14 protein-coding genes are annotated in these 12,732 nt (G+C 43.2%); 6 read left to right on the forward strand and 8 right to left on the reverse strand.

From position 1 onward, the window contains the following. Window positions 1–7: 7 nt before the first annotated feature. Both AB4135_RS16425 and AB4135_RS16430 read left to right on the forward strand, forming a co-directional pair. On the forward strand, window positions 8–871 hold the full coding sequence (locus tag AB4135_RS16425; protein WP_371994548.1) for a PA4780 family RIO1-like protein kinase: 864 nt from the start codon (window positions 8–10) through the stop codon (window positions 869–871). A 203-nt stretch (window positions 872–1,074) separates the two neighbouring features. Beyond that, the gene (locus AB4135_RS16430) at window positions 1,075–1,692 is read left to right on the forward strand and encodes a 5-formyltetrahydrofolate cyclo-ligase (RefSeq protein ID WP_371994549.1); all 618 of its coding nucleotides are present in this window, start codon (window positions 1,075–1,077) and stop codon (window positions 1,690–1,692) included. 26 nt (window positions 1,693–1,718) lie between these two features. Here the strand turns inward: AB4135_RS16430 and ung are convergent, their stop codons facing one another. Further along, window positions 1,719–2,384: a uracil-DNA glycosylase gene (gene ung, locus AB4135_RS16435; protein WP_371994586.1), complete on the reverse strand. Its 666-nt coding sequence runs from the start codon at window positions 2,382–2,384 to the stop codon at window positions 1,719–1,721. A gap of 147 nt (window positions 2,385–2,531) precedes the next feature. Between ung and AB4135_RS16440 the strand changes: the two genes are divergently transcribed. The 3 genes from AB4135_RS16440 to AB4135_RS16450 all read left to right on the forward strand — a co-directional run bounded on the left by AB4135_RS16440 (window position 2,532) and on the right by AB4135_RS16450 (window position 4,060). Then, window positions 2,532–3,080, forward strand: a complete 549-nt coding sequence (locus AB4135_RS16440; protein ID WP_371994550.1) for a type II secretion system protein — start codon at window positions 2,532–2,534, stop codon at window positions 3,078–3,080. Between the two features lie 50 nt (window positions 3,081–3,130). Continuing rightward, entirely contained in the window at window positions 3,131–3,664 is a 534-nt protein-coding gene (locus tag AB4135_RS16445) for a type II secretion system protein (RefSeq protein ID WP_371994551.1), read from the forward strand. Window positions 3,665–3,739: 75 nt separating this feature from the next. Continuing rightward, a complete protein-coding gene (locus tag AB4135_RS16450; protein ID WP_220736991.1) occupies window positions 3,740–4,060 on the forward strand; it encodes a DUF3144 domain-containing protein in 321 nt (106 codons plus the stop codon). 78 nt (window positions 4,061–4,138) lie between these two features. Here AB4135_RS16450 and AB4135_RS16455 read toward each other — a convergent pair whose 3' ends face one another. The 5 genes from AB4135_RS16455 to AB4135_RS16475 form a co-directional block, all read right to left on the reverse strand. Beyond that, a complete protein-coding gene (locus tag AB4135_RS16455) occupies window positions 4,139–4,753 on the reverse strand; it encodes a LysE family translocator (RefSeq protein ID WP_020914078.1) in 615 nt (204 codons plus the stop codon). Window positions 4,754–4,835: 82 nt separating this feature from the next. Beyond that, the gene (locus tag AB4135_RS16460) at window positions 4,836–6,371 is read right to left on the reverse strand and encodes a S10 family peptidase (protein WP_371994552.1); all 1,536 of its coding nucleotides are present in this window, start codon (window positions 6,369–6,371) and stop codon (window positions 4,836–4,838) included. Between the two features lie 124 nt (window positions 6,372–6,495). Further along, window positions 6,496–7,965: an AAA family ATPase gene (locus AB4135_RS16465; RefSeq protein ID WP_371994553.1), complete on the reverse strand. Its 1,470-nt coding sequence runs from the start codon at window positions 7,963–7,965 to the stop codon at window positions 6,496–6,498. Between the two features lie 73 nt (window positions 7,966–8,038). Continuing rightward, window positions 8,039–9,175, reverse strand: a complete 1,137-nt coding sequence (locus tag AB4135_RS16470) for an HlyD family secretion protein (protein WP_371994554.1) — start codon at window positions 9,173–9,175, stop codon at window positions 8,039–8,041. Window position 9,176: 1 nt separating this feature from the next. Next, on the reverse strand, window positions 9,177–9,578 hold the full coding sequence (locus AB4135_RS16475) for a DUF3302 domain-containing protein (RefSeq protein ID WP_371994555.1): 402 nt from the start codon (window positions 9,576–9,578) through the stop codon (window positions 9,177–9,179). Between the two features lie 279 nt (window positions 9,579–9,857). On the opposite strand from AB4135_RS16475, the gene purT reads away from it, so the two are divergent. Next, on the forward strand, window positions 9,858–11,033 hold the full coding sequence (gene purT, locus AB4135_RS16480) for a formate-dependent phosphoribosylglycinamide formyltransferase (RefSeq protein WP_371994556.1): 1,176 nt from the start codon (window positions 9,858–9,860) through the stop codon (window positions 11,031–11,033). A gap of 85 nt (window positions 11,034–11,118) precedes the next feature. Here the strand turns inward: purT and AB4135_RS16485 are convergent, their stop codons facing one another. Next, window positions 11,119–12,075, reverse strand: coding sequence for a D-2-hydroxyacid dehydrogenase (locus tag AB4135_RS16485; RefSeq protein ID WP_371994557.1), 957 nt, complete (start codon window positions 12,073–12,075; stop codon window positions 11,119–11,121). Window positions 12,076–12,092: 17 nt separating this feature from the next. Next, complete coding sequence (locus AB4135_RS16490; protein WP_371994558.1) at window positions 12,093–12,704, reverse strand: outer membrane beta-barrel protein; 612 nt, start codon at window positions 12,702–12,704, stop codon at window positions 12,093–12,095. Between the last annotated feature and the right edge of the window lie 28 nt (window positions 12,705–12,732).

The raw sequence follows: 12,732 nt of genomic DNA on the forward strand, positions 1-12,732 counted from the left end.
GAGCACTATGAAAACCCCTAAACGACTCCAACCATTGGTTGATGAAGGATTAATAGACGAAGTTGTTCGTCCGTTAATGAGTGGCAAAGAAGCTGATGTCTATATCGTAAGATGTGGCGATGATGTCCGCTGCGCGAAAATCTACAAAGAAGCTGACAAACGTAGCTTTAAAAAAGCCGTCGAATACCGCGAAGGTCGCAAAGGCCGTAATAGTCGCCGTGCTCGTGCGATGGAAAAAGGCTCAAATTATGGCCGCCAAGAGCAAGAACAGGCTTGGCAAAATGCCGAAGTTGATGCGCTATTTCGCCTAGCTTATGCCGGTGTACGAGTACCTAAACCCTATGGCTGCTTTGACGGTGTATTGTTGATGGAGCTGGTCACTGACGACGCAGGCTACGTGGCACCAAGGCTCAATGATATTAGCCTTACTGCAGAGATGGCGACAGCACATCACTATCTAGTGATGAAAGATGTTCAGCGTATGCTTTGCGCTGGTCTTATCCATGGTGATCTCTCTGAATTCAACGTACTGCTTGACGACAAAGGTCCGGTGATTATCGATCTGCCACAAGCAGTGGATGCCGCAGCGAATAATAATGCCAAACGTATGTTATTACGTGACGTGAACAATATGACCCAGTACTACGGTCAGTTTGCTCCAGCGTTACTAACCACCAAATATGCGCAAGAGATGTGGTTAAAGTTCGAATCCGGTGAACTATCTCCTGACAGTGAGTTAACCGGTGAGTTTGTTGAAAGCGAACATACAGCTGATATAGATGCAGTATTGGAAGAGATCCAAGCTGCGTTTGAAGAGGAACAGGAGCGTAAAGAGCGTATTAAAGATGCAGCTGAAGAGGATGAATACTAATATTCGTCAGTAAGCGCTTTCATTCAATTGAATCATCTACAGCCCAACAAATACACTGTTGGGCTTTTTATTGGCTGGTATTAAGTCTGCAATATCTAAGCTATCGTGGAAAATCCAGGCCTATCAAGATGAACTTTTAGCGATTGCGATTGCACCAATCAGTCCGTAGACTCAAGTTTATCTACTAAACTCAGTTTAATCCTATGTCATTAGCAGCAGATACCAACCAATCAATTGATTCCAATAGCCCTAAAGCCATACGTAAAGCGGTGCGTGCAGCTCGTCGTAACTTGAGTTTAGCGCAACAGAAACAGTCCTCAGTTTTAGCTGCAAAAAGTGCGTTAGAAAAACTCAATAAACTCCAAGCTTCTAAGGTTGCACTCTACCTGACGAATGACGGTGAGCTCGACACTGCGCCTTTGATTGAAATGCTATGGCAGCATGGCGTTGAAGTTTACCTGCCTAGGCTACACCCCTTTAGTGCTGGCAACCTGATCTTTCTTCAATATGAGCCAAAGAGCGCTCTAGAGAAAAACAGCTTAGGTATTTGGGAGCCCAAACTCAACATCACCCAAATGCTCCTGCCGCATCAATTAGATGTGGTGATAACCCCGCTGGTAGCATTTGATAGATTCGGCAATAGAATGGGGATGGGGGGCGGTTACTACGACAGAACCTTAGCCAACTGGCAAGCGACGGGTAAACCATTACCTATTGGTTATGCCCATGACTGCCAACAAGTCAGTAAACTTGCCAGTCAGCTATGGGATATTCCGCTACCTTTCATTATCACACCATCAAAAAACTACTCATTTGGTTAAGGCAAACTTTTGAGGGACACAGTATTTTATACCTGCCAATCAATTGGTTGGCCGCCTTGCTGTGCAATTAACGCATTGATTTGAGAGAAGTGCTTACAACCAAAAAAACCGCGATAAGCAGACAATGGCGATGGGTGAGGACCAGAGACAATTTGGTGCTGTTTAGCCGTTATCACCTTACCCTTTTTCTTCGCATGAGCTCCCCAGAGCACAAAGATAATCGGTTGTGATTGTGCATTGAGATGCAGCAGTACATTGCTGGTAAATGTTTCCCAACCTGATTTAGCATGAGAATGTGCTTTGCCTTGCTCAACGGTTAACACCGTATTTAGCATCAATACTCCCTGCTCAGCCCAGGCTTGCAGATTACCGTGATCCGGCGTTTTAAAGCCCTCGATATCAGTCTGTAACTCTTTATACATGTTGACTAGTGAAGGGGGTGTTTTTACTCCTCTTTGCACCGAAAAGCACAAGCCATGGGCTTGATTTGGACCATGGTATGGGTCTTGGCCAATGAGCACCACCCGAACCTTTTCCAGCGGAGTATGTTCAAATGCAGAGAGCACCAACGACTCATCTGGGTAGATAACTTTTTCTGCTCGCTCTGCGCTAACAAATGCCTCAAGCTCAATAAAGTAGTCCTGCTGTTTCTGCTGCTGGATGAATTGTTGCCAGCTTGATTCCGTAGCCATAGCTCTGCTCATATAAGTATTTCCCTCTATAGTAAAAGTTCGGCTTATTCCATGCAATCCATTAGATTGTTTGATGTTTAGTCATTGGTATTCAGTCACTAAGGTGATAAAATATGCGCTCACTTTTTGCCTAGGACGGCCTGTCAAATGTTGACCCCTTCATCTTCAAAGTCACGGTCTGGATTTACATTAATAGAGCTTGTTGTTGTCATCATTATCCTAGGGATCCTCGCAGTTATTGCTTTACCTAAGTTCATTAACTTGTCTGAAGATGCACAAGTATCGACAGTTAAAGGCACAGCAGGTGCATTTAAATCAGGACTTGATCTGTCTAGAGCTGTATGGGCTGTAAAAGTGGGCAGTGGCCCCGTTGAAGACCTAGCTGTATTTGGTACTGCCCAATCAGGTGAAGTTGACTTTAATGCTAATGGCTGGCCTGCTCAGCACTATATTCATGGCAATGAAGCATCGCCTAAACTTGATAATGTAGAAGATTGTATTTCGGTCTGGCAAGTTATATTTCAAGGTGATGAGCCGAGTGTATCTAATAACAATAATGCCGATAGGACGCACTATAAAGCAATCTATAGTGCAACAGCGACTTGTACATATCACTATAGAGAGAATACCAACCTATCAATTCAATATGATTCTAATTTAGGCTCAGTTACAGTAGACTCAGATCCAAACAGTTAAACTAAGTTAAGCTAAACTCAATTCAGACAAACTGAATAATGGATCTATTCATGACCAAAAAATACGCCCTACAGGGGTTTACGTTAATTGAACTTGTTGTTGTTATTATCATCTTAAGTATTCTTGCCGTTATCGCTTTTCCTAAGTTTATTAACCTAAGACAAGATGCAGAGATAGCCACCCATCAAGCAACTGGTGGCGCCTTTAAAGGCGGCATAAGCTTAGCCAATGTAAAATGGGCTGCGGCAGGAAACTCAGGACCTGCAGACAATTTACAAGTATTTAACGGCGGTGCATCGGGCCAATTAGATATTAACCAATGGGGCTTTCCTGCGCAAAATTATCCGCCCTTTGAGAGCAGCCCGCGACTGAATAATACCAATGACTGCATGTCTGTTTGGCGCACAGTACTCGAAGATGCTCCCATAGTATCCAACTCGGCAAATACGCCCGATGCAGTTTATCGCGCCGCTTATCAAGGCCCAGATCAATGTTTCTTTTATCTGCTGCCTGAACAAACTATGTCTATCTATTACGACTCTAGAGACGGCAGCGTTATTACCGATTCAGATCCCAATAGTTGATAACAATGGTTTATTAGCTGCTAATTTAAGATAGAATCAGTCATCTAAATCTCAATCATTAAGAGCATAAGCAGAATGTCAGAAGCTAAAAAAGAAACCACCATTTTTGAAATAGCCGATCAATTCATCGCATTGGCCAACGAACTTTCAGCAAAAGAGCAAGATGTCGGTAAAGTCGGCACAGGAATGCGTTTTGCTGCTGCTCGTTTCAATGCCTTTGAAGCATCATTAAAGTCAGCTGATCTTGCCGCTGAAAAAGATAATGCACTCGAGTGGTTTAGCAATGAATATAAAGAGATGTTGAAAGACAATCTTGAAGACCATATTAAGAATCCATCACAGCCTAAAGCTGAAGAGCCAGCTAAAGATGATTCTGTGCAGGTATTCAATTCTTAATGAATATCTAAATGCAGCACAAAAAAGCCATCATTACTGATGGCTTTTTTATTACCTAAACCGCACGTAAATAGGGGGTTACAAGGTAACCAGTACTCTGACCGCTAATAAAATCAATACAATCCCAGACAGTTTATCAATCAGTGCTGCTTTCTCTCGTAATTTTGGCAACACTGCAGAGTGTGATAAAACCAGCGCAATAAGGGTATACCAAAGGCCATCCACCAGTAGCGGCGTTAACACAATCAACCCTTTTGCAGTCATGTTATCTGCGACCATGACAAATTGGCTAAAAAGTGCCAAAAAGAACAGCATTATCTTCGGATTAAAAAGTGAAATAGCTAAGCCATCACGAGCGGCCGTTAATGCATCTGTTGACTTACCCGCAGCCAATTTGTCTGACATACCACCTTTAGAACGTAAAGCTTGCACGCCCATATAGGCTAAATACAATGCACCTATAATCGCAATACCATTAAATACCATCGGAGCCTGCTTGAGCACTACAGCAAGCCCGAGTAAAGTTACTAACGCATAAACGCCAATACCGATAGAATGAGCCCAAGCACAAATAATCCCTTTGCCTCTTCCACCACCTAAAGTATGCCTTACAACCATGGCTAAACTAGGCCCTGGAGACATAGCGCCTAAACAACAGATAGCTAGCAATCCTAGCCATGCACTAAAACTCATTTCCCTTTACCTTTTACTACGTGATTTAAATAAAGAGCCCCTAAGGGCTCATCTTTTCAACTAAGGTTACCGCTATTATCTATTACTTTTCAGGGTGATAAAATGCTCTAATATCTGTAGCTAATTGCGCTAAAGAATCAGGTTCAACATACATCATATGCCCTGCTGCATAGTAGTGCATTGATACTCTGCGATTGTCGATTCCATTATCGGCAAAGGTATTTTCAGTTGCGAAAAAGGGAGTCGCAAAATCAAAATAACCGTTCGCAACAAATATTCTAAGATCTTTATTCTCTCGCTGTGCTCGCCCTAGCATAGGCGCAACGTTTACATAGTGCATTTGCTTACCGCTGACGTTCCAGTTCCATCCCCGATTTACCTCATAAGAGAGTACGTTAAATGGGCGAGTCATCTTAATCCCTAAATCTTTATAGACATAGTCATGTATTGCTGCTGTATATGCGCCATCAATACCGTAGCCCGATGGATCATTATCATTTCGCTCGCCACCACTATCATAATCGACACCTTTGTAACGGCTATCTAAGCGACCAACAGTCAAATCTTGATCTCGCAGCAACTGCTTTGTGTATCGACTTGCACTGACTCGCAAATTAACCCTGTCTAAATAGAATTCAGACAAGCCAGTAAAACGCGCCAATTGTTTACGGGTTGCTTGGTAAGTTGCTGCGTCAAGTCGATTACCTTGCAACAATGCCAGCGCATAATCTTTAATTGCAAATTGACGAGAGGCCTCAATAAAAGCCTCTAAGCCCATGGCTTTATCTGCTGCACTGACTTTGTCATGATAAAAGGCCGTTGCTGCCATAGTGGGTAAAAAACCAATGTAAGGTTGGTTGTTACCCGGCTGATAACGCGCGTGACTAAAATCAAGAATAGATGATATCAACATCACACCATTAATTGAGATATCAGTCCAACCGCCTTGCAACTCGTCCACGAGTGCAGCTGCTCGAGTGGTACCGTAGCTTTCACCCGCTAGATATTTAGGAGAGTTCCAACGTCCGTGTTCGATCAACCAGCGACGCATAAACTCCGCAATGGATTTTGCATCTTCAGTCACCCCCCAAAAATCTGCGCCTTTATTCTCCCCTAACGCTCGGCTAAAGCCAGTACCGACAGGATCTATAAAGACTAAATCTGATTCATCTAATATTGAGTATTTGTTTTCAATTAATGGGTAAGGTGCTGCGCCATCATCAGTTGCATCGCCAGGAACCACTACACGCTTAGGACCAAAAAGCCCCATGTGCAACCAAAGTGATGCTGAGCCGGGGCCACCATTGAAGACAAATGTAACAGGCCGTTTTTCACTGTTTTTAACATCGGTACGTAGGTAACTGATTGAAAAAATACTCGCTAATGGCAAGCCTTTGCTATCTTCTAAAATTGTTTCGCCCGCAATTGCTTGGTAGTTAATTTTTTTATCATTTATCCGTGCTCTATGCTCAGTCACGACAACTTCAGGCTCAACTTCAGCCACTGCTGATGGACTTTCAGCTGCAGTAACACTCAAAACAGAGAGTGTGGAGAACAAAATAAAGCCAACCGTAATGGCTCGATTAGCACTAGTTTTTATATTGGTGAAAAGAAGCATTCTCGTCCTTTAATACTGTTCACAGTACTTATTGTTATTTTAAGCGACCAGCTTACAAACTCTTATACAACAGCGCAAAGTATCAATTGCAAACAGATCTTTCAGGCAGAGTCTCCACTAACTATTATCGATGTGCGTTAACGGTTCGCTCCTTCGCCCATTGGCGCAATTCCACTAAATTTTCCCTCATAACTACCGACAATGGCCGAGTATTAAGTAACTCAGCTAGAAGCAGTTGTTGATCCACAACTTGGTTAGTCGCTCTAGCTGTATATGTCGCCGATATTACCGCTTGCTCTATTTCAGCGCCGGAGAACCCATCACTCGCCAATGAAAGCACTGCGAGATCAAAGAGGCTCATATCCAATCCGCGCTTATTGCCATGGATAAGAAATATTGCTCGACGGATCTCATCATCAGGCAGATCAACAAAAAAGATCTCATCCATACGCCCTTTTCGCATAAGCTCCGGAGGCAGTGCGCTGATGTCATTAGCGGTCGCGACTAGAAATACCTCAGACTCTCGCTCCGCCATCCAGGTCAGTACCGTGCCTAAAATACGCTTTGAAGTACCATCATCACTACTACCGCTGCTTAAGCCTTTCTCTATTTCATCAATCCACAATACACAGGGTGACATCAAATCGGCCAGCGTTAATGCTTGACGTAGATTCTTCTCCGTCTCACCAATATACTTGTTATACAATGCCGCCATATCAAGCTTTAGTAACGGCCTTTGCCATAACCCTGCAACCGCCTTCGCCGCCAAGCTTTTACCACTTCCTTGCACTCCGAGTAGCAAGATACCTTTAGGGCTTTCGATGCTCCCCGATTGTTTTAATTGCGGTTTACGATGCTGCAGCCACTGCTTGAGATAATGTAAACCAGCAACTTGCGAAAAATCGCTAGTGTCATATTCAAACTGCAACACTCCATCCATATTGAGCAGTTCAAACTTGCCTCGATTAACCAGATCTATATCAGAATGAGTAATCGCTCCATCATCAACAATCGCCTTATGGGCTAGGCGGCGGGCGTCATCAAATGTGACTCCTCGAAGATTATCTGCGAGCCTTAAGGCTGCCGATTCATCAACTTCAATGCTCAAGCCTTGCTGGTTGGCTTGCCTGACTTGCTGCTGAATAATATTAAGAAGTTGGGTGCTATTTGGTAGCGACAACCTAAAATGGGCACAATAACGTTTGATTTCTGGGGGTATATCAAAGGCATGACTAATCAAGATAATCGTGTGCTTTAACGATTCATACTCTAGCGCTATCTCTTTTAGTAAACGGGTGTTTTTGGGCTCATCAATGACGAATGGGTGAAAATCGCAAAGCGCATAAATTCCTCCTTCAGGCGTGGATTTTATCTGTCCCAATATATCGGCTGGTTCACTGTTAAATTTTTGCAAACCTAGCTGTTTATCTACCCGAGATAAGCCTTTAGTGATGCTCCAGCTAAATAATGGTTGATATAAAACTTGTGACACCCTTTTTAGTAAATCTAAAACTCGATACTCTTCATAGGTTTCGATAATCACGATGGGAGTGTTGGAACGTAAAATCGCAGTTAAATCCCTTATATCTTGCATATTTATACCCTTAAAAATCACTAACAATAAAGGGACCATATTGGTCCCTTTAATAAACTCTCTATCACTTTTTTTAGTGGAATAGGTAGTTCAACCAGCCCTGCATTCTCAACAAGACTTTACGCATAATTGCGACATGGGCAAAGTGCTCTGTATATATCGCAATCTGCCCAGATACTCCAGCTGGGAATTGATTGAGAATATCTCTGTCTTCAAGATCAATAACAACGATTGTTCTGCCGCGCTGTAGCATGGAGCCTGCAGTAATTAAACGTCCACCTGACTGAATTTCACCTTCAGCCATAGCAGGTAATACTTGAGCAACTTTACCTTTAAATACTACCCCTGGCGCTCCGTCTAAAATCACTTCAGCTTCATCTCCCTTTTTAAGCCTTAACAGAGAGTTCTGCCAAAATGCGCCAGCAAAAAGACGATCTTCATCGGGAATAAAACTCAGTAATGATCTTAACGGCATAGGCACAGCAACAATGCCAGGACGCAGTGCCATTTGTGTCACCATACCATCTGCTGGCGCTCGTATCACGGTTTGCTCAAGGTCAAACAAGGCTTTTTCAAGCTCCCCTTGAATACCCGCTACTTTAGTATTTACCCCGTCGACGTTCGACTCGTATGCCAACTTTACACGTAACTCCTCAGCATGCGCTGCTGTAAGTTGCGCTTGTGAGGCTAAATAGAGCTGGCGTTTGTTGTCCAGTTCTAATTCTGTAAATGGTGAGTTCGCGCCGCCTCGTTTGCGACCTTTTTCATAACGATCAAATGCAGACTTAGTTCTATCTCTATCAGCTTCAGCCCTCGTTACTGCGGCCTTAGCAGCTTCCCAAGCAGCCTCTAACTGAGGGACTTCAAGTTCTGCGGCGACCAATGCGGCGCGCTTTTGTTTAACAACCGCGGCGTATCCAGTTGCATCCAACTTAAACAATACATCACCCTTTTTAATCGGCGTATTAGGCTCTACGTCAACCGAAACCACTACGCCTCTGACCAGTGGATTAATCGGAGTGGAGACAAACATATCCTTACCAAAAGGCGTGTAAGGATGGTTATAGTTCATTAAAAGTATCAATGCACCGACAATAAAAATACCGCCCAAAATAGCAGTGGGGACCGTCCATTTTGTTAATGGGATTTTAAATATCTTGAAAATAGCGATACACACAGCGGTGTAGGTTAGAACCAGTAGTAAATCCATATTACACTTTCCCCTCTGGTGTGATGTTGACTGCATCCACAACAGGAATGTTCGATTCAGTGGCAGTATTCACTCCTTCAACTGCAGCTAATCTTTGTTCAAGTTTTCTCACTGTTTCAGTCAGGCCTTTAATTTCACTGTCTAACACCTGCTCTTTCTCAACGACTTCGCTAAAACCCCAACCTCGATCTTCTCGATAGAGCGTGGCCCAGATCCATAAAAACGGCCAAATGGCATGAAGAGTGAATAAACTCACCCAACCTGCAATATGCAGAGCATCTTGCTGCGGATGATTTCTTTTTTTAGCAATTTCATAGGGAATATCGTGAATTGCTATTACCCCATAAAAAATAAAAATGGCAACAAAAAATATAATGCCTAACGCAAAATAGTCTAAAAACACAGCGCTCTCCTTAATTTATTATAATCACATCTATAACCGTCAGTTGCATACAAACATCTTGGCAACAAACCCTCTACAAAGCTATTTTTTTTTAATTAAAACATTATATAAGCATAGGCTGTTTTCCTAAAGCAGCGTGATCTGTCGCACGTTTATCATCAATGCTACATTGCAAGTGCTAATGGCAAGGTAGACTAAAACCAATAAGAAATAGTGCCCCTATGTTGCTGACATTGCAGCAAGGAGAGCATCCCTACAATTTAAACAAAGGTAAAAAAGATGATAGGTACTGCATTAAGTCAAAACGCTAAGCGCGCTATGCTGCTTGGATGTGGAGAGTTAGGTAAGGAAGTTGCTATTGAACTGCAACGCTTTGGTATTGAAGTTATCGCCGTTGATCGTTACCCAAATGCGCCTGCAATGCAGGTTGCACATCGCAGCCATGTGATTAACATGCTAGATCCCGAGGCATTAGAGCAGGTAATCAAACTAGAAAATCCAGATTTGGTGATCCCTGAACTTGAAGCTATCGCCACCCAAGCATTGGTTGAACTAGAAGCCAAAGGGGTAAATATAATCCCAACGGCCAAAGCAACGAAGTTGACCATGGATAGAGAGGGCATACGCTGTTTAGCAGCAGAAACACTCGCCATACCAACGTCACCTTATTTCTTTTGCGATACCGAAAATGAATTTAGAAAAGCCATTAGCCAAATAGGACTACCGTGCGTGGTAAAGCCTGTGATGAGTTCATCAGGCAAAGGGCAAAGCGTGGTTCGAGATGAAGCTCAAATAGACTCGGCTTGGCAGTATGCTCAAGAAGGTGGCAGAGCTGGCGGAGGACGCGTTATCGTTGAAGGCTTTATCGCTTTTGATTACGAGATTACCCTTTTAACAATTAGTGCCATAAACGGCATTCATTTCTGCGACGCGATTGGCCACCGTCAAGAGGACGGTGATTATAGAGAATCATGGCAGCCACAAGTGATGTCTGATGTTGTTAAAGCCAAAGCCCAAGATATAGGCGAAAAAGTAGTAAAAGCACTTGGCGGCTATGGCTTGTTTGGTGTTGAACTATTTATCAAAGGTGATGATGTCTACTTTTCAGAAGTATCACCTCGCCCCCATGACACCGGTATGGTAACCATGATTAGCCAAGACTTGTCAGAGTTTGCACTGCATGTACGGGCAATTTTAGGCTTACCTATCAGTAATATTGTACAACATGGCCCCAGTGCATCAGCGGTTATCCTAGCAAATGGTCAATCGACTAATATTCAATTTTCTGGAATCGCTGAAGCGCTAATAGAGCCTAATACGCAAATTAGACTATTTGGTAAACCAGAAATTGATGGCAGCAGACGACTCGGAGTCGTACTAGCTAGAGATAGCAGCATTGAAAAAGCGGTCGACAAAGCACTGACCTCTGTCAGTAAAGTTAACGTCATTCTTTAACTACTTGGCTAAAGGCTGTCTACTAAAACTGACTAGCGGCTCTATATTTCTGCTGAGATACAGAGCCTTTTTTCAGCCAATCATACTACTCGTTAACTCTGTTAATTGTCTTACCTGCTAAAAAAGAAATCAGGTTATCAACGGCGATATTTAACAGGTTTTGTCTTGCCTCAATGGTTGCCCAAGCATTATGCGGTGAAATAGTAATATTTGGCGCTGATAGCAGTGGATTGTCTGCTTCTGGTGGTTCTGTCGATAAAACATCGACACCACAAAAAGCGATCTCCTGTTGTACTAAAGCATCAGCCAAGGCCATTTCATCAACTAAGCCGCCACGAGCAGTGTTTATCAGCATTGCGCTACGTTTCATTTTGCTGAGCACGTCTTGATTAATGAACTTGTCAGTAGCAGCTGTTAATGGGCAATGCAGTGACACGATATCAGCGCCAGAGAAAAGTTCATCTTGCGTTACCCAAGTGCATCCCATTGGTAGTTTAAGACTAGAATGTCGAGTATTAACCATCACCTTCATAGCAAATGCTAACGCTATTTGGGCAACTGTGCGGCCAATATCACCAAAACCGATTAAGCCTAAGGTTTTGCCTTTAAGTGATTGCAGTGGTGATAGAGTAAAACAAAAATCCTCACTTGATGACCATCTCCCCTGCATAACAGCATCAGAGTGACGAGCAACTTGCTGTGTGGCGTGTAAGATATGTGCAAATACCATTTGTGCAACGGCATCAGGGCCGTAACCTGGAACATTGGTGACCACAATACCCAGTGCTTTAGCGGCATCGATATCAACCACGTTGGTCCCAGTGGCGAGTATGCCTATATATTTAAGTTTTGGAAGCTGTTTCAAGGTATTAGCATCAAGCACTGTTTTGTTAGTTAACACTACCTCAGCATCTTGGCTGCGTGCCAACACATCTTTTGCTGGTGTACGCTCAAAACAATCCAACTCTCCAATGTCTTCAAGAGGCTGCCAACTTAGATCGCCAGGATTCAATGCATATCCATCTAATACCACTATTCGCATTTATCACGCTCACATTTTTAAAATTTAAGACTTGCGCCAATATTCGCTTGGCCTTGCCACATAATGTCTGATTGAATATTCCAGATACAACCTTGGCCACTGCAAAAGAGTTGATTATCAGCGCTGATAAAAGTCGCGTAGCCTTTTACTTCAGCAAATAATGACAGTGCGTTAGTCGCTTGATATTCGACCCCTCCTCCTAATGCAACTGAAAAACGAGTTTCATTAGAATACTCACCACTGGGGCGTAGCTGGGTCAAACCAAGACTTGTCGTCACATAAGGTTTTACATTTTCCACAGGGAAATACAGGCTGCCACCAACGTGAAAGTAGTCGACATCCATTTTAGAGATGATATCTGGGCTGAAGTTACCGCTAGCCCTTAAGTCAGTCGATTGGTGGCTATAAAGAAGGTAAACATTTCCAGGGTCTTTTGTAGTAAAGCCGAGCATAACGCCATAGTTCTCAGATTCAGACACTTTTACAGTGCCACTGTCTTCACCTTGAGTGCTATAAACATCAAAGTCACTGGCGCCGAAACTATAACCTCCAAAAGGGGCAACATAGACTTCAGCTGTAGCAGGTAAGGAGCATAATCCGATCAATGCAAGTACTAGACTCTTTTTCATGACAGTTCCTTTTATTATTTTACTTTCA

It is taken from the genome of Shewanella sp. 10N.286.54.B9 (assembly GCF_041468565.1).
Taxonomy (GTDB): Bacteria; Pseudomonadota; Gammaproteobacteria; order Enterobacterales; family Shewanellaceae; genus Shewanella.

Excerpts from the sequence above, each read along its gene's own strand:
- AB4135_RS16425 (WP_371994548.1), top strand. The coding sequence starts at position 8 with ATGAAAACCCCTAAACGACTCCAACCATTGGTTGATGAAGGATTAATA.
- AB4135_RS16430 (WP_371994549.1), top strand. The coding sequence starts at position 1,075 with ATGTCATTAGCAGCAGATACCAACCAATCAATTGATTCCAATAGCCCT.
- ung (WP_371994586.1), bottom strand. The coding sequence starts at position 2,384 with ATGGCTACGGAATCAAGCTGGCAACAATTCATCCAGCAGCAGAAACAG.
- AB4135_RS16440 (WP_371994550.1), top strand. The coding sequence starts at position 2,532 with ATGTTGACCCCTTCATCTTCAAAGTCACGGTCTGGATTTACATTAATA.
- AB4135_RS16445 (WP_371994551.1), top strand. The coding sequence starts at position 3,131 with ATGACCAAAAAATACGCCCTACAGGGGTTTACGTTAATTGAACTTGTT.
- AB4135_RS16450 (WP_220736991.1), top strand. The coding sequence starts at position 3,740 with ATGTCAGAAGCTAAAAAAGAAACCACCATTTTTGAAATAGCCGATCAA.
- AB4135_RS16455 (WP_020914078.1), bottom strand. The coding sequence starts at position 4,753 with ATGAGTTTTAGTGCATGGCTAGGATTGCTAGCTATCTGTTGTTTAGGC.
- AB4135_RS16460 (WP_371994552.1), bottom strand. The coding sequence starts at position 6,371 with ATGCTTCTTTTCACCAATATAAAAACTAGTGCTAATCGAGCCATTACG.
- AB4135_RS16465 (WP_371994553.1), bottom strand. The coding sequence starts at position 7,965 with ATGCAAGATATAAGGGATTTAACTGCGATTTTACGTTCCAACACTCCC.
- AB4135_RS16470 (WP_371994554.1), bottom strand. The coding sequence starts at position 9,175 with ATGGATTTACTACTGGTTCTAACCTACACCGCTGTGTGTATCGCTATT.
- purT (WP_371994556.1), top strand. The coding sequence starts at position 9,858 with ATGATAGGTACTGCATTAAGTCAAAACGCTAAGCGCGCTATGCTGCTT.
- AB4135_RS16485 (WP_371994557.1), bottom strand. The coding sequence starts at position 12,075 with ATGCGAATAGTGGTATTAGATGGATATGCATTGAATCCTGGCGATCTA.
- AB4135_RS16490 (WP_371994558.1), bottom strand. The coding sequence starts at position 12,704 with ATGAAAAAGAGTCTAGTACTTGCATTGATCGGATTATGCTCCTTACCT.